This is a genomic window from Cohnella cholangitidis, assembly GCF_014107495.1.
Classification (GTDB): domain Bacteria; phylum Bacillota; class Bacilli; order Paenibacillales; family Paenibacillaceae; genus Cohnella; species Cohnella cholangitidis.
Genome location: NZ_CP041969.1, coordinates 6,043,356 through 6,065,982 on the forward strand (window position 1 = coordinate 6,043,356; position 22,627 = coordinate 6,065,982).

Consider the following 22,627-nt stretch of genomic DNA (forward strand, 5'->3'; position numbering starts at 1 on the left):
AACCAAACAAATGTTGAACAGATCCTCGACGTCAGACAAATTTTTCAACGTTGCGGTATATGTCTTCGTCATCCTCGCGACAATTGCGACATTATATCCGTTCCTGAACGTTCTAGCCTTATCGTTTAACGATTCGACGGACAGCGTTCGCGGAGGAATAACGATTTTTCCTCGCGACTTTACGCTAAAGAACTACGAGGTCATCTTTTCCTTCTCGGGATTGCTTACCGGATTCAAAATTTCCATCCTGAGAACGGTCGTAGGAACGCTATTCGGATTAATCAGCGCGTCGATGCTAGCGTATACGCTCAGCCGCCCGGACTTTCAGGCAAGACGTTTCGTTTCGGTATACCTGGCCTTAACGATGTATATTTCCGGCGGGTTGATTCCATTCTATTTGCTCATTAAAGACCTGCACATGATGAATTCTTTCTGGGTTTACGTACTTCCTGGACTCGTGTCCGCTTTTAACGTGTTTATCATCCGTTCCTTCATGGACGGGATTCCCTATGCGTTGCAAGAGTCTGCGAAGCTAGACGGAGCGAACGATTTCACGATTTTCTGGCGCGTCGTTCTTCCGATGGCGAAACCCGCTTTAGCGACGATCGCCTTGTTCCTCGCGGTCGGACAATGGAATTCCTGGTTCGATACGTATCTCTATAACGGGTCGAACGAATCGCTTACTACGTTGCAGTTCGAACTTATGAAGGTGCTGCAAAGCACGACAAGCGGCAACGGGGATTACCGGAATACGAACATGACGCAAGTGATGTCCAGCGTCTCGCCGGAATCGGTTAAGATGGCGATAACGATTGTCGTTACCGTCCCTATACTTCTTGTGTATCCGTTCTTGCAGCGTTACTTCGTAAAAGGGATGACGCTGGGAGCGGTAAAAGGTTGATTCGTTTCTTATTTGCCGGTTAATTATCGGTTTTAATGGGGTAACCCGTTATCACATAGTTTTTTGTTCCATAAACAGGAGGGGTACATCATGATGAAAACGCGCAAGTGGTCAGGCATCGTTCTGACGACTGCTCTTGCAGCCGGCTTGTTGGCAGGTTGCAGCGGCAACAATAATGAAAACCAAGGCGCACAACCGAGCGGTACAAGCAGTCCTAGCAGCACTGGTTCAGCGTCAACGGAGGCTCTAACATTCTCGTTCTACAGCGAAGACCAGAACCCGAATTGGTCGAATATGCAAGACGATGTAGGTAAAGTTCTTACCGAGAAAACGGGCATTACGCTGGATGCGGAATTCGCGGTAGGCGATCCGATTCAGAAGTCTGCTCTGATTGCTGCAAGCGGCGAATATCCGGACTTGATCAGCGCGAAGAACAGCATTAACAAATTCGTTGACGTAGGCGCGGTTCTCGATCTGACCGACCTAATTGAGGAGCATGCGCCTAACCTTAAGAAACTGTTCGAAGGCCAAATGTCTCGTCTTCGTTACAGCAACGAAGATAAATCGATCTATGTTATCCCGACCTACTCCGCAATCGACAATACGCCGTTCAAAGCGGAAGGCGGCTTCCAACTTCAGCACCGCGTCGTGAAAGAACTAGGATATCCGACCATCCGCACGGTTGCCGACTATGAGAAAGCGATCAAAGATTATCTTGCCCTTCACCCGAAAGACGAGAACGGCAATCCTAACATCGGTTTGACGCTTAACGCCGACGACTGGCATATGTATATCTCCGTAACGAACCCTGCGTTCTATACGACGGGCGGAGCGGATGACGGCGAGTTCAACATTAACGTGGATACGCAAGAGGTCACTTACCACTTCCGTCGTCCGGAAGAAAAAGAATACTTCCGTTGGTTGAACCATATGAACGCGGAAGGTCTGCTCGACAAACAAAGCTTCGTGCAAAAATACGACCAATACAAAGCGAAAATCGCTACGGGCCGCGTGCTCGGTCTGATCGACCAAGAGTGGGATTATGCGGACGGCGAGAAAGCGCTTAAAGCGGAAGGGAAATTCGATCAAGGCTACGGCCACTACCCGGTCACGATGACTGAAGCGACGAAAGATACTTCTTACTGGCCGACGGGCTTCATGGCCGGTTACGGTATCGCGATCTCCAAAGACAATCCGGATCCGGTTCGCGCGATCAAATTTTTGGATTATCTCGCTTCCGATGAAGGCCAAGTTCTGATCAACTACGGAATCGAAGGCAAACACTATAACGTCGAGAACGGCAAACGCGTTATTCCTGCTGAAATTAACGATCGTAAAGTCAACGACGCTACGAACTTCCAAAAAGAGACCGGTATCGGCCACTATCAAACGATGGGCGCCCACTACGGCGACGGAGTCAAAGACCCTACCGGCAACTACTATACGACGAACAACGAAGACCAAATCATCGCGGGTTACAACGACGTAGAAAAAGAAGTTCTTTCCGCTTACGGCGCGAAAACGTGGATCGACATGTTCCCTAAACCAAGCGAGTTCAAAGTTCGTCCATGGGGCGCGGCTTGGAACATTCCGATCCCTGGAGACAGCGAAATCACGGTTATCGAGAATAAGCTGAAAGACATCACTTGGAAAAGAATTCCGGAAGCGATCTTGGCGAAACCGGAAGACTTTGATAAAATTTGGGATGCATACATGAAAGATCTCGAGAAAGCGGACGTAACAAAAGCGGAAGATCTCCGCGAAGCATTGGTGAAAGAACGCGTAGCGCTGTGGAGCGAGTAATTCCGCATGGCTGAGCATGAAGATCAGAGAGCCCGGTATGTCCGGGCTCTCTTTCTCTATAGAGAGGAATGAAGGTAATGGCGTCTGATCGCAAGCACGACTGGAACCTCTGGTATAAGCAGCCTGCATCCGTGTGGGAAGAAGCATTGCCGATAGGCAATGGCCGGTTGGGAGGAATGGTGTTCGGCGGAATTCAGGAGGAACGGATCGCGCTTAACGAAGATACGCTGTGGGCGGGATTTCCCCGGGATACGGTCAATTACGAGGCGCGGCGGCATCTGGAACGGGCAAGATCGCTTATCTTCGAATGCAAGTATGCGGAAGCTCAAAAGCTTGTCGACGGAAAAATGCTGGGACGGGATTGTCAGCCTTATTTGCCGCTAGGGAATCTTATGCTGACGAGACGGGATGGAGCGAACGTTGGCGCCGACAACCTTTCGGTCGAACGATACCGTCGCGAGTTAAGTCTGGCGAACGGGTTAGCGTCCGTTGAGTATCGTTCGAATGGGATTGCCGTACAAGGAGAATATTTCGCTAGCGTTCCCGATCAAGTCATCTGTATTCGTTACGTTGCGCTTGAAGGGGAGTTGAACTACGATATCGCTTTGGATTCTCCTCTCCGCTATACGACGGTAGCCGAGGGCGATTCGCTCGTCATGTCGGGACGGGCTCCGAGCCATATTTCGGATAACTATTTAGGGGATCATCCTGCTCCGGTTGTGTACGAGGATGGACTGGGAATGTTGTACGAAGCCCGGTTACGAGTGGAATCGGATGGGAACGTACAGGCTGGTGAAGGCAAGCTTGAAGTGAGAAAAGCCAGCCAGGTGATCGTATACCTTGCGGCAACTACGGGTTTCGTGGATTATCGTACGGCACCGGACGAAAGCGGATTATCGGAACGATGCGTTCGGACGTTAAGCGCGCGGCGGAACGCGGATACGAAGAATTAAAGCAGCGCCACGAGGCGGATCATTTGGAGCTGTTTCATCGGGTAGAGCTTCAACTCGGCCCGGACAACGATACGCAAGAGAACGACATGCCCACGGACCTACGCTTGCTTGCTTACAAGGAGAACAAATCCGATCCTTCATTAGAAGCATTGTATTTCCTTTATGGGCGCTATCTGCTGATGGCAAGTTCAAGGCCTGGAACGCAGCCCGCCAATCTCCAAGGAATATGGAATCCGCACGTACAGCCGCCATGGAATAGCGACTATACGGTTAACATCAATACCGAAATGAATTATTGGCTCGCCGAAGCGGGCAACTTAAGCGAGTGCCACGAACCGCTATTCGATATGCTGGAAGATCTTAGCGAGAGCGGCAAGAGAACGGCGGATATTCATTACGGCTGCAGAGGTTGGGCGGTTAACCATAACGTAGATCTATGGAGAATGTCGACTCCGACGGGAGGGAGCGCATGTTGGGCTTTCTGGCCCCTTGGCGGGGCATGGATGGTTCGCCACCTTTGGGATCGGTATTTGTTCGAAGCGGACGAGGCGTTTTTGCGAGAGCGCGCTTATCCTTTAATGAAAGGATCCGCGTTGTTCTGCCTGGATTGGTTAGTCGAGGGGCCGGATGGCAGATGGGTAACGAATCCTTCGACTTCTCCCGAGAACGCGTTCTTGACGGAAGATGGACAATCTTGCAACGTCACGTTTGCGTCTACGATGGATATCGCGATCATCCGCGAGCTATTCGCCTACTGCATGGAGGCCATTCGCATCTTGGGCGTCGATGAGCAATTGCGGCTTGATTTCCTCGATGCTCTCGGCAAGCTTCCCGACTACAAGATCGGCAAACACGGGCAAATTCAGGAATGGTACGAGGATTACGAGGAAGCGGAGCCCGGGCATCGGCATATTTCGCATTTGTACGGTCTTCATCCGGGGGATCAGATCCATGAAGGGACGCCGGAACTATTCGAGGCTGCCGCGGTTACGTTGGAAAGAAGATTAGCGCATGGAGGAGGCCATACCGGCTGGAGCTGCGCTTGGTTGATTAACCAATTCGCGCGGCTGAAAGCTTCGGAACAGGCATATGAGAGCTTTCGAACATTATTGACTAATTCCACTTATCCTAACCTATTCGATGCGCATCCTCCTTTCCAGATTGACGGCAATTTCGGAGGCGCTGCCGGCATCATCGAGATGCTGTTGCAGAGCCATCTCGGAGTCATAGACTTGTTACCCGCGTTGCCGAAAGCGTGGCCGGAAGGCAAGGTAACCGGTTTGAAAGCGAGAGGGGGATTTACCGTAGACCTCCATTGGCGGAAGGGTACTCTCGTTGAAGCAGTCGTGCTAAGCGCTATAGGCGGGCTTTGCAAAGTTCGTTACGGCAAAGCAGAGATCGCGGTCACGAACGAGCAGGGAACTTCCGTCGACATTGCCGTTGGAGCATTCGAGGCGACAGCGGGTATCCAATATAAAGTTATCGTTAAGCCGTAACGTTAAGGATAATCAAGATTTACTAAGCTATTCCAGTAGGTTTACTCTCACCTAAGGGATAGCTTTTTTTGCCTTTTTTGGAACATAAAGCAGAAGGAAATCGTTAGATAGTTAATAGAAAAGAGAGGGGCAAACCGATGAGATTCAAAGTTGGATCAGCACTCGTTCTCGCCGCGCTGCTATCGGCAGGATGCGCGAATACAGAGAACAAGCAAGAGATATCAGAGCAACTCGTTCCGCTCAAAAGCGTAGACATGCGCGTCGTGAATTCCGCGAATGCGTTCGGTCTCCGCATGTATGAGCAATTATCGAAGACGAGCCCGTACGAAAACCGCTTTGTTTCTCCATTGAGCGTATCGACGGCGCTAGCATTGGCGTACAACGGCGCAGCGGAGGAAACGAAGGAAGCGATGGGCAAGGCGATGGGGATTGACGAAATCGAGCTAGAGCAACTTAACGACGGGTACCATGAGTTGATCAGTCGGTTGCGGAGGTCGAAAACCGGGGATACCGAGCTTATGATCGCAAACTCCTTATGGATGCGAGAAGGCAAACCGTTTCATGATTATTTCGTGCAACGAGCCTCGGACGAGTTGTTCGCCGAGGCGACGGTACTGGATTTCGAAAGCTCCGATGCCGTTCGAACGATGAACGAATGGGTGAAAGACACGACATCGGGCAAAATAACGGAAATGGTAAAGGAAGTCGATCCCGGGACGATGCTTTACATCCTGAACGCCGTCTATTTCCAAGGGGCATGGACAGTGCCTTTCGAACCTGAGTTCACGAAGAAAGATGAATTTATCGGACCTAGGGGTCAAGCGATACCGGTCGATATGATGGCTAGGGGAGGATCGTTCGAATATACCGTCAATCCCGATTACGAAGCGATAAGGTTGCCGTACGGCAAATACGAATCTGCCGTCATGACGATCTTCCTGCCTAACGAGGACGTTGGACTAGCCGAGCTTCAGAGGAGCATAGCGAACAAACCGAATTTGGTGACGGAGCCGTTCGAGGTTCGCCAAGGTCGAATCGAGCTGCCGAGAGTAAAGTTCGAATACCAAATCGCGCTTAACGATACGTTGAAAGCGCTCGGAATGGAAGCGGCGTTCGATCGGAACAAAGCGGATTTTTCGCTGATGGCGCCTGAACCTCCGAACTTATTCATCGGCAACGTCGAGCATAAGACGTATTTGGAATTGAACGAGCAAGGAACGACCGCGGCCGCGGCAACTGCAATCGAAATGATGGAAGGGGCGGCGCAGCCGGACAATCTTTTTCATATGAAGGTCAACCGCCCGTTCATGTTCGCAATAACGGATCAAGATACCGGCTGCATTTTATTCATCGGTACGATTGCGATCCCGACTTAAGCGCCTTGGTTGATGACTTGGATCTAAGTTGTCGGAGGCATAAATTTTGATTATCTCCCAGACTATTCCATTACAAATATCGACAAATGATGATAAGATTCTATAGGTAAATACTACCGGTTTTTATCATTGCGAGTGGATGGTAATGAAATCGTTGCGGAGGACAGCATGAGCGAGAAAGAGATGGAGTTACTCGAATTATCCGTTGAAGAGCTAGACCAACCGGAAATGAACGAAGAGGATAACGGTGAAGATTACGTAGGCGCGTACGTCGGCAACAAAGCCGATCGTTATATAAGAAAATGGAATCGCGGCAGCATGTGGAACTGGTCTGCATTCCTGATGGGCATCTATTGGATGTTATATCGCAAAATGTATTTGTTCACGTTACTTGTACTAGTCGTATCGTGGGTACTCATTGCGGTAATCTATCAGGCGCTGGTCGCGCTGGATTTCCCGGTTAGTGACCATCCGTTGACTTTTGCGCTTGTCGCATACGCGATCGTAAAGCTTAGCGTCGGGGTAATCGGCGATTCGCTCTATCAAGTTCACGTTACCCGTAAACTTGCTAATCTGAGCAATAGTGCGACCCATTTATCTAGACGAGAGATCGAGGGAATGGGCGGGACCCATGCCGTATTGCCCGGCATTCTGCTGTCTCTTCAGCTGTTAGCTTACGCACTCGTCTTGCTAGATGAGGATAACTTGCCTTTCAAAGAGCAATCGGCTGCAGTCGACGAAAAGGAATCATCGGCATTCGCTATCCGCAAAGGGAGCATTGGCGAAATGGCGCTCGCGATTACCGGCTATAATTGGGAAGATCAAGTAGGCTACGAACGTCTTGTTTTTTTTGCCAAAGCGATTCTTGAGGAGTGGCGGAAGCAGGGGGCGGATTTGGAGGTTTTAGGCAATGACCGTACGGCCGAAGCCGAATTGTGGGCCCAGATGGCATTAGAATATTTCGCCGAGCCCGGCAATCGCGACGATACGTTGGTCGATGCGATGAAATGGATCGGGACGCAATGGCCGATGCTTATGGCTTCTAAGCCGAACGAGCCGGGCTCGTCGTCCGAGGGCGGGGCCGTACAAGAGACTCGGCAGGAGGGTAAGCAATCGAAATCTCTCGACGGCAAATTGATAGACGCGGTGGTCTACGATGAGGAAGAGAAGGTCAAACAATTGCTGGAAGAGGGTGCAAACCCCGACGCACGAGATGAATACGGACAAACTGCCCTCATGCTTAGCGGCTCATACAATAGACCCGGCATCATGAAGCTTCTTCTGAATTCGGATGCCGATCCGACTTTGGGCAATGAGGATGGAGGCAATGCTTTGCTGTATGCTTTGAGCGACAGCTTAAACCTCAACGGAGAAATCAACAAGACGGAAGCGGATGCGATTGCCATGGCGGAAATGCTACTTCAGGCCGGAAGCGATCCCGACAGCCGTTATGTTTCGGGGCTATTGAAGGGGCAAACAGCGTTAATGGAAGCTTCCCGTTCTTTCCCGCAATCCGCTCAACTACTGCTGACTTCGGGAGCCGACCCGAATGTCAAGAACCAGGATGGGGATACCGCGCTGAAATACGCGATCTCCGTTCCGAAGCTGTTCGCCAGCTTGCTTGAACATGGTGCGAACCCGAACATCAAGAATAACGAAGGCGAAACGGTCAAAGACGAGATCGTACGGCAAAACGCTACGGAAACAGCCGAATTGCTCGACTTGCCATTGGAGCGTCAGATCGTTACTCCTCCGAACGGCGATGTCGAAACGATGTTCCTTAAGCTGCGTTCCGGAATAAGCCAAGGGGGAGCGAAGAAGCTGTTCGGAAACCCTAATGCGACAACAATGGATGAAGAATATTCTTCCGAAATCTGGGAGTATAGGCTCCCGGGCGATTTACGGCTCATCATCCATTGGAACGGGGACGGAGGAGTTTGGTATTACGAGATCGAAAGCAAAGGGGCGGACGATATCCTCTATCGCTATCTCTTCTCGCCCGGGGACGAGAAGGTCGTTGCATCTTAAATCCGGCACAGTTCCTTCGGGCATTGCTCGCATTTGCATATGCTCTGCAAATATTCTAAATTTTTGATCGTAATGATCCCGTCGTGCATGGAGATTGCACCGGCTTTCTTCAAATCGCTGAGCATCCGATTCACGCTTTCGCGGGCACAGCCGATGTAATCTCCCAGCTCTGTATTCGTCAGCTTGAGAGAAATATGTACCCCGTTTTTGTCAGGCGATCCGTACGAATTGGACAAACGGATCAAAGTCGAACACAGAGCGCCCGGCTTTCCGTACATCATCAGATCGCGCATTCTCGTCTGAGTCAGCCGCTGCATGTATCCCATCCAATTCATGAACTCGATTGCCAAATCCCCGTACTGCCACAACAATATTTCCAGATCATCCTTCTGAATGATCCCGATTTCGCATTTTTCGACCGTTAAAGCGCTGAATTGATGCTTGGGATCTTGGAAGGGCTCCAACTGTCCCAACAAATCGCCCGCATGATAGAGCGACATGATATATTCTTTGCCTTCTTCGCTGAATTTCGTTACTTTTACTCGGCCGGAGTGTAGAAAGAACAGTTTGTCGGCATGATCGCCTTCATGGAAAATGGCCGTGTCCGTGTTGTATTTGTGCGTGTACATAATTTGCTTGAGCTTATCCAGATTTCCGCTCGAGAAGCAGAAGGAATTCCGGACATGGCAAGCTTTGGGCAGTGCGCGAACGGCTTCCATACTAGGCACCTCCTTATCCATTGAAGCCAGTATATCAAGGCTTTCGCAAGGGGAGTGTGATTTGCCTCACAATGTCGGGTTTATTTGAGCTCGCGCTGTTGCTTCAGCGCTTCCATGTCGACAATGACGATCTTATTGCGATCTACTTCCAGCAACTCCTCTTTGCTGAACTGGTTAAGCAAGCGATTGATCGTTTCTCTGGTCGTACCGACGGAATTGGCGAATTCCTGATGGGTCATGGGAAGATTGATCGTGATCTTATTCTCGATCGGTTGCCCGTGCTGCTCGGCAAGCAGCTGCAGAAAGGACAATACGCGGTGCTTAACGTCCTGGCCGGATAACACTTGAAGTTTTTCTTGCAGCTCGCGGATTTTGTCGCCCATTACGCGCATCATCTTGATCGCGATAGAGGGGGTAGTCATCATTAACTGTTCGAACTTCCGAACGGGGATGGCGAGCAGCTTCGTATCCACGATGGCTTCGGCCGTCGCCGGATATGGATTCTGATTGAATAGTCCGGTATGCGGGAACATATCTCCGGTTTTTAAGAACGAGACGATTTGCTCATGGCCGTTCTCGTCCGTTTTGAAGGTTTTGACCAAGCCGTCCCGGATAAAGAAGACGGCTTCCTTCTCGCTTCCTTCGGTAAATATGGAAGCTTTTCTGGCGATCGAACGGGAAATGGAGATGTTCACGACACGCTCCAATTCTTGCGCGTTAAGGTCGTGGAACAACTGCACGCGCTGCAGAAATTCGGTTTCTTTTTCCATAGGCTTCGTAATCCTCCTCTAGGTCGTATCTAGCCGTTTTCCCTTATTTTAGCTGAAGATTAACCTTAAAGACATTTATTTGAGCTTCGATATTCTACATTATGACGAACGTTTGGCGAATGCTGTGAGGTAGGTCATAGAGCAGGCGCGTAGAAGCAAGGATAATAAGGGGGCAACTTATTCCATAGCCGATATGGGGGGCTTATGATGCTGGATATTGCCGATATAGCCGATCTAGCCGATCCATTGCTTAATGAAGGGCAAGAGACATTGTCGGGGGTTATTCTCGCAGGAGGGAAAAGCCGGAGGATAGGGGGAGCGCATATCGCGATGCTTCCCTTCTCGAACGAGAAGCTCATCCATCGGCAGATTCGTCATATGAAGAAGTTATGCGCGGAAATCATTGTCGTGACGAACGAGCCGAGAACGTTCCTTCCGATCGTAGACAGCGATATTAGAATTATTACCGACTTTTATCATGACAAAGGTCCTCTTGGCGGCATGCATGCCGCATTTTCCCTTGCCGCGTATTCCGACGTATGGCTCGTGGGGTGCGACATGCCGTACGTTTCCTATGAAGCCGCGCGCCTGTTGCTGGAGAAGAAAAGAGATTCCGGCTGCGATGCCGCGCTGCCGTTCATCAAAGAGAGGCTTCATCCCTGGCACGGAATCTATGATAGACGATGCGTCGAGATCATTCCTAGCTTGATCGATCGTAACCAGAGCAGAGTCGATCCTTTTCTGCACGCCATTCGTTACGAGGGTATCGTTCAATCCTCGTTCGAGAGCAGCGGAATCGATGCGAGCTTCGTTACGCGCATGAGCACGCAAGAAGAATATGAGCGAACGTTGTTTACTATCGCCACAAGCGGCAAAGGATGTTCATAAATCGGGGTGAGGAGTTGCTCTCATGAAGAAGCAAGGAATCGTGATTCCGCACGAGCACGGCGGTTGGGCGATGGTCAGCGTGCCTTTCCTGTTAGGCATGATGGCCGGAACGCCGCAATGGAACCATTTGCTATTATTCATTGCCTGGCTATTCTTCTACCTTGCGTCATATCCGTTGTTACAATCCGTGAAGAGGTCCGCCCATCGGGGCCGATTGATGATCTGGGGCTTGCTGTATGGCGGAATCGCGATTTTTTGCTTGATTCCTTCTTTGTTCAACGAACCTGCTCTTTTGTATTTCGGACCGCTTCTCCTCTTGCTGCTTACGATTAATATTTGGCACGCCACGCGCAAGTCGGAGAGGGCGTTAATAAACGACTTATGCGCGATCCTCTTATTTTCCGTAGGCGGTGCCGCTGCGTACTTGTCCGGCGGCGGGGATTGGGACGAAAAGATGGCTTTGGTCATTGCGTTTTCTTTTTTGCATTTTACGGGGAGCGCCTTCTTCGTCAAGTCGCTGTTTCGCGAAAGAAACAACAAGCGCTGGATCGCATACGCGCGAGCATACCATATCGGACTGTTAGCCGCGCCTTGGGCGATCGGGTTTCCGTTGATGACGGTCGCTTATATTGTATCCGCAGTACGGGCATTTGTCTTCGCCGGTCGGCCGATGCGCCCGATGAAGGCCGGATGGATCGAAATTGCGAGTACGCTGCAATTCGTGCTGATTTCCATTTATCTATTTCGTTTCGAATGGTAACTACGTTATCTTTGCTCTCCCATCTAGATTTCGCATAAGGCCTGCAAGAGACGCCGAAATTTAGATTATAGGAGCAGTGTCATGATGAAATTAGGCATTACGGGGAAAGTCGCGCTCATTACTTTATCGATCGTGTTGGTTAGCATCGGGATGGTAACGGCGTTCGGTTATTACACAAGCTATAGGCAGGTGAAAGAGGCGGCGGGCATCGAATTGATCGGATGCGCCAACATCACTACGGGAATCATCGATCCGAAAGATATCGCCGGCTTGGCTAGCGGAGACGCGTCGAACGTTGCCAAAGTCGAGAAGGACATCAGCTGGACCGTCTCGAAAAAGCCGATATTCAAGACGCAGTACATATTGTCTCTGGACGGTACGATACTGGCAGCGGACCGTTCGTTGCAATCGGAAGGTTATAAGGCGGGCGACAGCTTCTATCTGGATCGGAACGCGCTTAAGATGATTCTAGAGATGAAACATCCGCAGTATTCCGACGCGTACGAATACGAAGGAAGCAAGAGAATGACCGGATACGCTCCTCTCTTCGCGAATAATGATCCGACCCAACCGATCATCGCCTTGAACGCGATCGATTTCGATGCCGACATCCTGCAGCAACGGACTTGGGAGATGATAAAAGGGACTTTAATCGTTGGCAGCTTATTGCCTTGTATTGCCGCGTTGATTTCTTTCATGTTCGTGAAAATGGTCATGCGGCCGATCAGGCAGTTGAACGAGCACGTGAACCGCGTAGCGAATGGGGATTTGACCGTTGTATCTTTGCATATCAAGAGCAACGACGAAATCGGGCATTTGTCGGCGAATTTCAACAAGATGGTAGGAAATCTCTCGGTGCTTGTTCAGAATATAATGCGCAGTACGGCTCAATTGAACGGAAGCGGCGCCGAGATGGCTAAGATCGCCGGTCAAACGGGAGAATCCGCCCGTCAAATCGCGATCGCCATCGATGAAGTGGCGAGCGGGGCTAACGAACAGGCCGGGCGGGCTTCGGATATGCTGGATGTCATCGAATCGGCCATGCAACGGATTACTTCGGGAGATGCGATGGCCAGAGAAGGGCTGAATATTGCAAACGGCTCGACGATACATGCCCGGCGCGGGGAAGCGGCCGTTCAAAATGCCATTGACCAATTGGGTGATGTCGTTCAAACGATACATTCCGCATCGGATTCGGTGAAGAAACTGAATAGTCGTTCCGCTGAGATCGGATCCATTATTACCGTCATTTCCGAGATTTCATATCAAACGAATTTATTGGCGCTTAATGCCGCTATTGAAGCGGCCAGAGCCGGCGAGATGGGCAAAGGATTCGCCGTCGTGGCCGTGGAAGTGCGCAAGCTGGCGAGTAAATCCAGTCAAGCGGCGCAGCAGGTGAACGAGCTGATCGGCCTCATTCAAGCGGATATCGAGGAAGCGGCCCATCGCATGGAGAGCAATCTCGACGCGGTGAATGTGCAGAACGAAATGATTCGTGAAGGAAGCGATGCGTTAGGTACCATAGTCGAGCAAGTTATCCTTACGGAGAAGAGCGTAGCGGAAATCAAGACGATCTTCGGGCAAGTAGCCGAACTGTCTCGGGAAGTGTTAACGGGAATCCAATCGGTTGCCAGCATTACTCAAGAGACGGCAGCTTCCACCCAGCAAGTGTCCGCTTCGGCGAACGAGCAATCTGCCTTTGTCGTGAACATGGTCGATCATTTGCGAGAAATATCGGGGAATATTAAGCAACTGCGCGAAGAGGTTAATCAATTTAAGGTGACGAAGGACTCCTGATCTATCAGGGGTTCTTTTACCTTTTAATGCCCGGACCGAATGTGATGGCAATCACAATGCGGTCGATCCCGAGCCCTTAATATAGGCGTATAAGTCGATATCGAGGAGAGTGGGAACGAGATGCAACAAGAAACTTCAACGTTATACGAAGCAATAGGCGGAGAAGAGACGATTCGCAAACTAGTGGAGGCGTTCTACCCGAGAGTGTATAGGGATCCGGATCTATCGCCTTTGTTTCCGGATGGGGTCGAATCGATTAAGTACAAACAACGGTTGTTTCTGACTCAATTCACGGGAGGGCCGTCGCTCTACTCCGATCAATACGGGCATCCGAACATGAGGGCGCGCCATCTTCCCTTCAAGGTGACGCCGCGCAGGGCGGAGGCATGGCTCCGGTGCATGAAGGAAGCGATGGACGAGATCGGCATCGCCGGACATCCAAGGCAATGGTTCTTCGATCGTTTGACCCAAGTAGCCGGGATCATGGTAAATTCCGAGGATGAAGAAGAGTAGTGAGCATCAACCAAAAGACTTCAGCACAAAAACTTAAGCCGACGGCATGCGGGTTCGTTCTCGCAGCTGTCGGCTTAAGTTGGTTAGGCAAGTTTGTGTTAGTAATAACCTAATCTTTCTTTCGCTTCTTCCGACATCATGGCCGGCGACCACTGGGGCTCCCATACGAGATCCACTTCGGGAGGTTTGGCTTGCTCCCTGAGCACCCATTTCACGCCGCTTACGATCGTATCGTGCATCGGGCAACCGGGCGTCGTTAACGTCATGCGCACGTAAATTTGATCGGGGTCTTCGCGAACTTCGTAGACGAGTCCTAGATCCACGATATTGATGCCAAGCTCGGGATCGTACACTTCCCTTAACAGATCAAGCACATTTTCATTGTCCATGCGTACTCCCTCGTTTCTTGATCTTTATCGTTTGAAGACGAGTCCGATCAGAGAAATATATCCGATCGAGAATAGCGAGAAAGCCGTTCCGCCGATAGCAACGATTATTCGGGCATCCGCAGCAAGCCCGGTTAACAAGAGAAGGCTGGAGCAGGCGATCGCCGCCAACCCGACGTTCACTTTGTTCTCGTTCAATAAGTCGGCCATGACGGGAGCTCCCGGTTTACCCGCGTGTTTGCCGTATTTGCGCGTCCACCATAGGAAAGGGACGATCTTCGAAGCGTAGCATAGGATCGTAAAAGAAACCCAGCCCGCCAAATAGATCCATCCCGCGACTAGGACGGTTTTGGCATTCAACCATTGCTCATGATAGACGAGAGTTAGGATCAGCATCGCGCTAGCCATTACGGCGAAAGCTTGATTGCCGTACATCGACCACCGAATGCCCGAACCGGGATTCCGTTTGTGCCTGCTTTTCTTGATTTGTATAAGATGCGCATTATAAGCGATGATCGCCATGACGAGCAGAGCGAGCGCTAATCCGATCGACCAATCGTTTCCATCGACTAGGAACGAGATCGTTCCGACGACAACTGCGGCATTCCATAAAAAAAGCACGACGGTCTGCAGCTTGGTCGGATAGTGATGGGACAAATAAAACATAGGCAGCATTTTATAGCTAAAGCCGGTAATGAGAAGTCCGAACCAACCTATCGTACCTAACCAGATATGAGCATGGAACAGTTGCTCGTGAATGCCGTTCCAATTGCCGAATGCCAGATTAAGACCCATTGCCATTCCGGATAGGCCGGTCAACGCTAGATACAATACCGAGCAAGCGGCGCTTACCGTTACCGGATTCCATTTGGACGCGCGAAATAAGGTGACCGCGATGTTCCATACGAATAGCAGGATGCCTGCCAAAGCCAACGTCGCGAAACCGGCTATCCATTCCGTTTCCGCTCTTTTGAATCCGTACAACAAACCCGAGAGACCGACGGCGAAAGCGAAGTAGTGAGCGTAGCCAAGACGTTCGCTGTAGACGTTCGATTGCAAAATGACGTTAATCAACTGATAGACGGCACCCATCGCAAGCATGGTAGCCCAACCTAATACGAACAAGTGGATCTGGAACCATCCTGTCGGACCGCGCAAGTCCGTGTTCATCCAGTCGAAAAGCGAGAACAGGGATGTCGCGTGAAAAACGACGAAACCGATCATCCCCGTCACGATGAACAGAAAGGGGAGACGGGACATGGCACTCGCCTCCTTACGTTTTGCGAATCGTTACGATCGCCGATCCGTCCTGCTGTTCGGCGACCGAATAGGAATACCCTAACGTGTTGAGCTCCTCGATCAGGAACATCGGCACCCTGTCGTTGTGAATGACGACTTCGCCTCCCGGACTGCAACGGTCCAGCGCGGCCAGCGTGCGCATCATCGGCTTGGGCGGCTCCAGTCCTCTATTATCCAACGTAATTTTTGTCTTAGGTTCGTTCTCCGAAGATGGCGGAGCGCCATCGCATTGCGCTTCCGTTACGGTTGCCGTCTCCGAATCCGAAGCCTCGTCCTCCAGCCAATGTTTGTTCTTCCTGGAGACGAAGGTCGAGATCCAATGTTCTTGGGAGACTTGCTCGGCCTTGCCCGTCATTCCTTTCATTTTCAGGACGCCGAACAGAGGAGTCGGTTTGAATGTCGCGTGCAGAACGAAGATATCGTTTGCGTTCAATTGTTTGACCGTATCCATAATCAACTGGAAAGGCTCCAGCTTTTTGCGCAGATGGGGCCTGACGTCCAGCTCGACCACGTTAGCTTCTTTACGCTCCATGCACAATCACCACCTGAAGTAAGTTTGTATTCTCTTTATTTGCCTAGAGTGTATTTGGCTGCCTCGTACAACCCGACCATTCCGCCGTATAGAGCATAGAAGAACGAATCGGGCGCGTCCAAAGAGAAGGACAAATATTGCTTTGGATCTATCCCAAGCATCAGTTCGAACAACTGCGCGCTGTCATAGGCATAGAAGCAAAAGTATGTGTAATCGAATTCCGGCATTTTTTCGCTTATCGTTATGATTTCGGAAGCGTACTTGTCCAGATGGCGAGACGCTTCCTGTACCATGGTGACGGCATCGGCTAAATCGACGGTAATTTTGATCGTTTTAGCATCGATAATATCGACGTTTGCCACGGGCGACCAACTCCAATTGGTTTATAATTTGCCGATTCTGACTTGGAAGACGATCGGACCTTGCTCAACGTACTCCCAGGAAAATTGTCCCGCATGTATGGATTCGAATTGGAAACGAAGCGGCTTGGGATCGTGGTCGTTGATGAGCAGCATCGCTTCGGCGGGCTGTAAACGATTGAAAGTTTCGAAAATCACCTTGTGCTTCAGATGAGGCGGGTATTCCGTAGCGTTAACGACTGCGGCAAATGTACTCATGTTCATTCCTCCTAGTTTGCGGGTTTCCCTCGAACTGATTATAGAGGGGATGTCGGATCGGCATTGTGAGCCATATCACATCTTGGATGAAGCATGGGAGATTATACTGTGACCATCGGACGAAGGTTGGGTTGGGTTGGACATGTCGAGCCAGAAGATAGATTCGAAATGGTCGGAAGCGATACGCATTCGTAGTATCCGCATGGGAGTTGACGTCGCGTTCATCGTTACGGGAGGGAAAGCGCATATCGGAGCGGCGGCGACGGCTTATTGGTCGGAAGACGGGAACGTTCGCGTTAACGCGTTGTCATTGCCGGGCCACCGGGAAGAAGAGTTAGCCGCGGAACTTGCGACAATGGCGTCACGTTCTCTGAGGCGAACGGTTGCCGTTGTGGCTGGGCTTCATTTCGAGCAACCGACCAAACAAGACATCGAAGCGATCGTCGCCGAAGCAAGAAATAAAATGAAGCAAGTATTAAACGGCGAGAGCGGAACGACTGAATGAACGGAGGGAGACAAGTGGACACTCGACTCGTAGACAAGCATGGCAGAGTTCACGATTACTTGCGGATCTCGGTAACGGATCGCTGCAATTTAAGATGCGTATATTGCATGCCGGAGGAAGGGATGCGATTCGAACCGGACAGTCGAATCCTGTCCTATGAAGAGATCGTCGAGGTCGTCCGGGCGGTTGCCCCGCTCGGTATCAAGAAATTGAGGATTACCGGCGGCGAACCGCTTGTAAGGAAGGGACTGGATAAGCTGATCGCGATGCTGTCCGGGATTGACGGAATCGAAGATATCGCCTTATCTACTAACGGAATCTACTTAGCGTCGTTCGCCGATAGGTTACGGGAAGCCGGTATCACTCGGGTCAACGTTAGTCTCGATTCGTTAAAACCGGACAAATACGCCATGATCACGAGAGGCGGCGATGTCAACAAGGTGCTAAGGGGTTTGGACGCTTGCCGGCGAGCGGGCTTCGATCCGATCAAACTGAACGTCGTGCTGATGAGAGGCGTAAACGATGACGAGATCGAGCAGCTACTGCGAATGACCTGCGAAGAGCCGTATCATATCCGCTTTATCGAATATATGCCGATCGGAAACGAGGATAAGCGGTGGAAAGATGCGTATTTACCGCTCGATTCCGTATTGGAAACTTGCCGGCGAATGGGAGTCATTGCGAGTCCATGCGAAGGCGCATACGGTAACGGTCCGGCGCAAAGTTATCGGATTCGAGGAGCTGCCGGAACCTTCGGACTCATTCATCCGATCAGCGACCACTTCTGCGGCAGTTGCAACCGACTTCGCTTGACTGCGGACGGCAATATCAAGCCGTGCTTATATTGGTCGGACGAATATAACGTGCGCAAACATATCGGCAACGTCAACGCTCTGCAATCGATGTTCCTGCAAGCGTTGGACGCTAAACCCGAAACCCACGAGATGGCCAGAACGCTAGCGGGAGAGAAGCTGTCTCGGAGCGTAACCGGACGAAGCATGTCGCAGATCGGAGGATGAGCCATTCGTGATCCACGTCACAGTGGACGGGGGAGGGGCGGCTTATACTGGGGATGTCATCTCACATATAGAAAGGATGGATCGGATATGGAGCAACATTATAGCGGGGCGGAGAAGATCGGCGATATCGTGGCGGAATTCCCGGGCGCGAGCAATATTTTCAAAGAAGCCCGTATCGATTTCTGCTGCGGGGGGGATCGGAAACTCGAAGAGGTGATCCGGGAGCGGGGATTGGACGGAACCGATATCGTGAACCGGCTCAATGAAGGATATACGAATATGAAAAAGAAAAGCTCGAGCGACGATCTTGGATGGCGCGAAGCGCCGGTCGCGGATCTGATCGACCATATCGTGAACACGCATCATTACTACTTGCGCAAGGAGTTGCCGGTGCTCAGCGAATTCGTCACGAAAATACTAAGGGTTCATGGCGCGGCGCACGGCGAAATCGCTGCCCTGCACAAGCGGTTCCATCAGATGAAGATAGAGTTGGATCAACATTTAATTACCGAAGAGGAAGTGCTGTTCCCGCTATTGAAGCGTTATGCAAGCGAGCCGTCCGAGGAACTGCGAGAGCAAACGATCAAAGGTTTGCGGGAGCTGGAATCGGACCATAGCCTGGTCGGCGATTGCCTGAAGGATATGAGGCAATTGACGAACGAATATGCTTTGCCGCCGGACGCTTGCCGGACGTATACCTTGACTTACCAAAAGCTAACCGAGTTGGAATCGGATATTTTCCAGCACGTTCATCTGGAGAACAATATCTTATTCCCGCGGATCGAGGCACAACCGGCTTAATCGGTGGACAGATAAAGAAATGAGTAAGTAAGGCGGAGGGATGGAAATGAGTCAATCGATGTACGGCTGCGGGGGCCAAAGAGCGGAAAGTATTGATGCATCGTTATGCGCTCCGCTGCAGCGGTTAATGCGGGAGCATATTCCGTTGTGGGACGATCTTGAAGAGTTTTTGCTGACGGCCGAGAGAGTCGAAGCGGAAGCGGGGGTTAATCAAGAAGAGGCTCTAACCCGATTGTACGAGCAGGTATCTTCCTTCGCGGCGAGGCTCAAAGTACATGCGAGGAAAGAAGACGACGTGCTGTTCCCGATGATGGCCAGGTATATCGGCAGGGAAACGGGACCGATATCCGTCATGGAGTACGAGCACTCTCAAGCAGAATATTATTTGGATAAATTTCTGGAAGAAGCTTCAGGCGACAGGCGCGGGATAAATGCGAACGCGGCTAAAGTCGTTGCCGGCTACGCCATCGAAGCCTATTCCATTCTGACGACCCATTTCAGCAAAGAAGAGAACGTGCTGTTCCCTATGGCGGAGAGCATGTTATCCGATGAAGAGAAGGCGCGGTTGGACAGTATGATGCTTCAGATGGAATAGGAGAGAGGCCGACTCCAAGCGAAAGCTGAGAGTCGGCTTCTTCTTGTTAAGATAGGGAAGATATGACGCCGATAACCTCTTCTTTCAGACGTTTGCGCGTATTCCAGTCGAAGCGCCGCGATTGGCTCCAGAAGTTGAACTCGCCGGAATAATAGCCGTCTTGGTCCACTTGCAGCCTTTTGCGGGAAATCATCTTCACGTAACCGGTGACCCTGCTGAACGTCGCGAGTTCGTCGCTTATGATTTGTATGAAAGGAGCCGCACTTCGATCTACACGAAGCACGGCTCCTATTCGCATTGTAGGTAAAGTTAAGGCAATATGGGATTTTCAATAGCTTTGTGATATTCCGTATTTTCAAATACCGTCGTAAGACGCGGTATAGGTATGCCTACCTTTTTGGCTTCTCTCACAACTTCAAGTACCGCAAAACCTGCCTTACTATTGTTGTATTCCACGAAAAGTCTCGGCAAGCTGCCTTTTGCAAAAATAACCTTGGTAAAAAGTGTGCCGAGAAGGGCCGGTGGAATTTTAGTCAACAAGAGAGAAATGGCATCAAGCTTTGCACCTCTTGCTTTAAGTACAGGGATCATTTCCCTCATACTCAACCCAACATTGGAAAAGGATTCCTTATGGTTCAAGAGCGCTGGAAAACTTCCCCTTTTCAACACCTCGGTCTCCATAGCTGCATTCATGGCAAAGTGATTCCATAGCCAGTTTTGCATATCCTTTATCCAATTAATTTTAAAATGGGCACTTTCAAATAGTTCTTTGACCTTGTTGTTAATATGCTCAGTGCCTGCCCGTGGTTTTTCTAGAAATACCATTTTCAAAAAGCCGCCTTTAAGCTTATTGTCAGATATGCCGCCTCCTGCTCCGGGGAAGCCAAAGACAACATTGTTCATAGACAATGGTGCGATCGATGATTTCAAATCTTGCCAAATGTTATTGAATATGAGGATAGGGGTATTTCCTGCGGCAGTTGATAGGAATTGTGCTGCTTCCGGAAGCTGTTCCGTGTTGACACTCACAATAATGAGATCATAATTGGGAAGCATCTCCTCATGCAGCTTGACGCTCCAGCTTTCTTTTATGAGCTTTTTCCCTCTTCGTGCGTCCCACATTTCAAGCTCTATACTGCTTCCTAAGGTTTCTTTTCTCCCCTTTCTAACGTAAAACTCCACTGTATGCCCTGCCTGTTCAAAAGCCCACGCATATTGGGTCGATATTACCCCTCTGCCGAAGAATAAAATTCTCATGTTCGCCTCCCTAAAATAGTTGATAATCCTTGTTGTTGATCCAACAACGTGTTGTATAATAATATTGTATGCATTCACTATACGGTCATCAACCATCAGATTTTTATGATCTGTCGGATAATCGATTGAACAGAAAAGAGGCAAATCATGAAGAAGCAGCCTGAAATTACGGACAAAACAAGGCAAGCCTTTATCCATGTATTCTGTGATTTATATAGCCAAAAACCAATCGAAAAAATATCTATTCAAGAGATTGCTAACCAATCAGGATATAATCGCAGTACATTTTATCAATACTTTACAGATATCTATGAGTTACTGAACTACGTTGAAGAGAAGGTTTTGAAATCCATCAATGAGGAAATGGCAAGCAGGGAGCTTTCTACGCATACTTTCCAAGATGCGCTTCAATGCTTGGAAAATGCAGAGGAAATTTCAGTTCTTAAAGCCCTCTTAGGCGACTATGGTTCTGTTCATTTTGTTGAACGCCTGAAAAGAGAAATTCCCTTTGAAAGATTGATTGTGGGCCTTCCAACAAATGAGGTCTTAGCGCCATACCTGATTGAGTTTTACATATCAACATTAATCTCTTTGTTTCGCCTTTGGATACGCAACGGCAAAGATTTATCGTCGGAAGAATTGGTCAAGCTGATCGATAGCCTATTCGCAAATGGGATAAAACCGTATCATATCTTAATCAAAGGTGAGGGTTAGTTATGCCAAAAAATGACAGAGAAGCTAAAGGATACACTTGTGGCGCTTGCCTCCGAGTTAATGAAATATCATCAAGCTTAATAACTTCACTGACAGCAGCTGTCAGTGAAGTTGTTTTATGATAAGGATTGTTACCGACTAATTTTGATGAGGAGTACTTAAAAATGAATCGTACCGTATATCTGTATGTGTTTGATACCATGTCCGATTGGGAAATCGGTTATGTAGCCGCGGAGCTGAACTCGGGAAGATACTTCAGAAAGGGGCTGGCTTCAGCCAAGATAGTCACCGTTGGGATCGAAAAGACCCCAGTCACGACAATGGGCGGATTGAAATTAATGCCTGACCTTATAGTGGAGAAGTGCAGCATTCAAAGCGATGACGCCCTGATTTTACCCGGTGGAAATACGTGGACAGAAGCGATTCATATGCCCATATTAAACATGGCCGAGAGGTGTGTACAGGAAGGGATCGTAGTGGGAGCCATTTGCGGTGCTACCTTCGGACTTGCTCAAGCTGGCTTGTTGGATTCACGTGGGCACACAAGCAATGATTTGGCCTACCTCAAAATGGTTTGCCCTTCTTACACGGGCGAAGACTATTACAAAGTGGAATCGGCTGTCACCGATGGGACATTGATCACTGCATCCGGAGTAGCTCCCTTAGAATTTACGGTTCATGTGTTAAAAGCACTGGATGTATGTGCTCCCCAAACCTTAGACGCTTGGTATCATCTTAATAAAACGCATGAAGATAAATATTTCTACGAGTTAATGAATTCCATCCAATGACAGGTTAGGGATACAAGGCAATTCGTTAACGTAGGAGTGAGCGTAATTTATTGAATCGGCTTTTCGAAAATCTTCATTAAAAAGCGCGCCAATCGCTCGGGCGCGAG

At 49.9% G+C, this 22,627-nt stretch carries 25 protein-coding genes; 16 read left to right on the top strand and 9 right to left on the bottom strand.

All coding sequences use genetic code 11. The features are described from left to right. The first annotated feature begins 10 nt into the window (after positions 1-10). The 6 genes from FPL14_RS27715 (at position 11) to FPL14_RS27735 (ending at position 8,557) form a co-directional block, all read left to right on the top strand. On the top strand, positions 11-901 hold the full coding sequence (locus FPL14_RS27715) for a carbohydrate ABC transporter permease (RefSeq protein ID WP_182304194.1): 891 nt from the start codon (positions 11-13) through the stop codon (positions 899-901). Positions 902-994: 93 nt separating this feature from the next. Beyond that, positions 995-2,704, top strand: coding sequence for an ABC transporter substrate-binding protein (locus FPL14_RS27720; protein ID WP_407644688.1), 1,710 nt, complete (start codon positions 995-997; stop codon positions 2,702-2,704). 77 nt (positions 2,705-2,781) lie between these two features. Beyond that, positions 2,782-3,657, top strand: a complete 876-nt coding sequence (locus tag FPL14_RS30195) for a glycoside hydrolase family 95 protein (protein ID WP_229263694.1) — start codon at positions 2,782-2,784, stop codon at positions 3,655-3,657. Beyond that, positions 3,609-5,153: a glycosyl hydrolase family 95 catalytic domain-containing protein gene (locus tag FPL14_RS27725; protein ID WP_229263695.1), complete on the top strand. Its 1,545-nt coding sequence runs from the start codon at positions 3,609-3,611 to the stop codon at positions 5,151-5,153. Before FPL14_RS30195 ends, FPL14_RS27725 begins: the two co-directional genes overlap by 49 nt. A 137-nt stretch (positions 5,154-5,290) precedes the next feature. Next, positions 5,291-6,529 (top strand): serpin family protein, encoded by a 1,239-nt coding sequence (locus FPL14_RS27730; protein ID WP_182300750.1) that lies wholly within the window; start codon positions 5,291-5,293, stop codon positions 6,527-6,529. Between the two features lie 168 nt (positions 6,530-6,697). Further along, a complete protein-coding gene (locus FPL14_RS27735) occupies positions 6,698-8,557 on the top strand; it encodes an ankyrin repeat domain-containing protein (protein WP_182300751.1) in 1,860 nt (619 codons plus the stop codon). On the opposite strand, the gene FPL14_RS27740 is transcribed toward FPL14_RS27735, so the two are convergent. Next, positions 8,554-9,276 carry a Crp/Fnr family transcriptional regulator gene (locus tag FPL14_RS27740; protein WP_229263696.1) on the bottom strand — a complete coding sequence of 241 codons (723 nt, stop codon included), beginning with the start codon at positions 9,274-9,276 and terminating at the stop codon, positions 8,554-8,556. The genes FPL14_RS27735 and FPL14_RS27740 overlap by 4 nt on opposite strands. An 80-nt stretch (positions 9,277-9,356) precedes the next feature. Beyond that, entirely contained in the window at positions 9,357-10,046 is a 690-nt protein-coding gene (locus FPL14_RS27745; protein WP_182300753.1) for a Crp/Fnr family transcriptional regulator, read from the bottom strand. A 204-nt stretch (positions 10,047-10,250) separates the two neighbouring features. On the opposite strand from FPL14_RS27745, the gene mobA reads away from it, so the two are divergent. The 4 genes from mobA to FPL14_RS27765 all read left to right on the top strand — a co-directional run bounded on the left by mobA (position 10,251) and on the right by FPL14_RS27765 (position 14,004). Then, on the top strand, positions 10,251-10,934 hold the full coding sequence (gene mobA, locus FPL14_RS27750; RefSeq protein WP_182300754.1) for a molybdenum cofactor guanylyltransferase: 684 nt from the start codon (positions 10,251-10,253) through the stop codon (positions 10,932-10,934). A 22-nt stretch (positions 10,935-10,956) separates the two neighbouring features. Next, positions 10,957-11,694 (top strand): YwiC-like family protein, encoded by a 738-nt coding sequence (locus FPL14_RS27755; RefSeq protein WP_182300755.1) that lies wholly within the window; start codon positions 10,957-10,959, stop codon positions 11,692-11,694. Between the two features lie 81 nt (positions 11,695-11,775). Further along, entirely contained in the window at positions 11,776-13,491 is a 1,716-nt protein-coding gene (locus FPL14_RS27760; protein ID WP_182300756.1) for a methyl-accepting chemotaxis protein, read from the top strand. A gap of 120 nt (positions 13,492-13,611) precedes the next feature. Continuing rightward, complete coding sequence (locus tag FPL14_RS27765) at positions 13,612-14,004, top strand: globin domain-containing protein (protein ID WP_182300757.1); 393 nt, start codon at positions 13,612-13,614, stop codon at positions 14,002-14,004. Between the two features lie 98 nt (positions 14,005-14,102). On the opposite strand, the gene FPL14_RS27770 is transcribed toward FPL14_RS27765, so the two are convergent. The 5 genes from FPL14_RS27770 to FPL14_RS27790 are packed head-to-tail and all read right to left on the bottom strand — an operon-like array spanning position 14,103 to position 16,838. Continuing rightward, positions 14,103-14,393: a metal-sulfur cluster assembly factor gene (locus tag FPL14_RS27770; RefSeq protein ID WP_182300758.1), complete on the bottom strand. Its 291-nt coding sequence runs from the start codon at positions 14,391-14,393 to the stop codon at positions 14,103-14,105. Between the two features lie 24 nt (positions 14,394-14,417). Beyond that, entirely contained in the window at positions 14,418-15,650 is a 1,233-nt protein-coding gene (locus tag FPL14_RS27775; protein WP_182300759.1) for a heme-copper oxidase family protein, read from the bottom strand. A 13-nt stretch (positions 15,651-15,663) separates the two neighbouring features. Then, positions 15,664-16,221 carry a DUF2249 domain-containing protein gene (locus FPL14_RS27780; RefSeq protein ID WP_182300760.1) on the bottom strand — a complete coding sequence of 186 codons (558 nt, stop codon included), beginning with the start codon at positions 16,219-16,221 and terminating at the stop codon, positions 15,664-15,666. Between the two features lie 35 nt (positions 16,222-16,256). Next, positions 16,257-16,583 carry a hypothetical protein gene (locus FPL14_RS27785; protein WP_182300761.1) on the bottom strand — a complete coding sequence of 109 codons (327 nt, stop codon included), beginning with the start codon at positions 16,581-16,583 and terminating at the stop codon, positions 16,257-16,259. Between the two features lie 21 nt (positions 16,584-16,604). Beyond that, positions 16,605-16,838, bottom strand: a complete 234-nt coding sequence (locus FPL14_RS27790) for a DUF2249 domain-containing protein (RefSeq protein WP_182300762.1) — start codon at positions 16,836-16,838, stop codon at positions 16,605-16,607. Positions 16,839-16,980: 142 nt separating this feature from the next. Here FPL14_RS27790 and lpdD point away from each other — a divergent pair, with 142 nt between their 5' ends. The 4 genes from lpdD (at position 16,981) to FPL14_RS27810 (ending at position 19,758) form a co-directional block, all read left to right on the top strand. Then, positions 16,981-17,343 (top strand): prenylated flavin chaperone LpdD, encoded by a 363-nt coding sequence (lpdD, locus tag FPL14_RS27795; RefSeq protein WP_182300763.1) that lies wholly within the window; start codon positions 16,981-16,983, stop codon positions 17,341-17,343. 14 nt (positions 17,344-17,357) lie between these two features. Further along, positions 17,358-18,362, top strand: coding sequence for a GTP 3',8-cyclase MoaA (gene moaA / locus FPL14_RS27800; RefSeq protein ID WP_229263697.1), 1,005 nt, complete (start codon positions 17,358-17,360; stop codon positions 18,360-18,362). An 87-nt stretch (positions 18,363-18,449) separates the two neighbouring features. Next, on the top strand, positions 18,450-19,163 hold the full coding sequence (ric, locus tag FPL14_RS27805) for an iron-sulfur cluster repair di-iron protein (protein WP_182300765.1): 714 nt from the start codon (positions 18,450-18,452) through the stop codon (positions 19,161-19,163). 46 nt (positions 19,164-19,209) lie between these two features. Continuing rightward, positions 19,210-19,758 (top strand): hemerythrin domain-containing protein, encoded by a 549-nt coding sequence (locus FPL14_RS27810; protein ID WP_229263698.1) that lies wholly within the window; start codon positions 19,210-19,212, stop codon positions 19,756-19,758. Between the two features lie 46 nt (positions 19,759-19,804). On the opposite strand, the gene FPL14_RS27815 is transcribed toward FPL14_RS27810, so the two are convergent. Next, positions 19,805-20,041, bottom strand: coding sequence for a hypothetical protein (locus FPL14_RS27815; RefSeq protein ID WP_182300766.1), 237 nt, complete (start codon positions 20,039-20,041; stop codon positions 19,805-19,807). Positions 20,042-20,067: 26 nt separating this feature from the next. Next, entirely contained in the window at positions 20,068-21,015 is a 948-nt protein-coding gene (locus FPL14_RS27820; RefSeq protein ID WP_182300767.1) for a ketopantoate reductase family protein, read from the bottom strand. A gap of 147 nt (positions 21,016-21,162) precedes the next feature. Between FPL14_RS27820 and FPL14_RS27825 the strand changes: the two genes are divergently transcribed. Together FPL14_RS27825 and FPL14_RS27830 are read left to right on the top strand one after the other, a co-directional pair. Beyond that, the gene (locus FPL14_RS27825; RefSeq protein ID WP_182300768.1) at positions 21,163-21,729 is read left to right on the top strand and encodes a TetR/AcrR family transcriptional regulator; all 567 of its coding nucleotides are present in this window, start codon (positions 21,163-21,165) and stop codon (positions 21,727-21,729) included. 164 nt (positions 21,730-21,893) lie between these two features. Then, a complete protein-coding gene (locus FPL14_RS27830; protein ID WP_182300769.1) occupies positions 21,894-22,520 on the top strand; it encodes a type 1 glutamine amidotransferase family protein in 627 nt (208 codons plus the stop codon). The last annotated feature ends 107 nt before the right edge of the window (positions 22,521-22,627 follow it).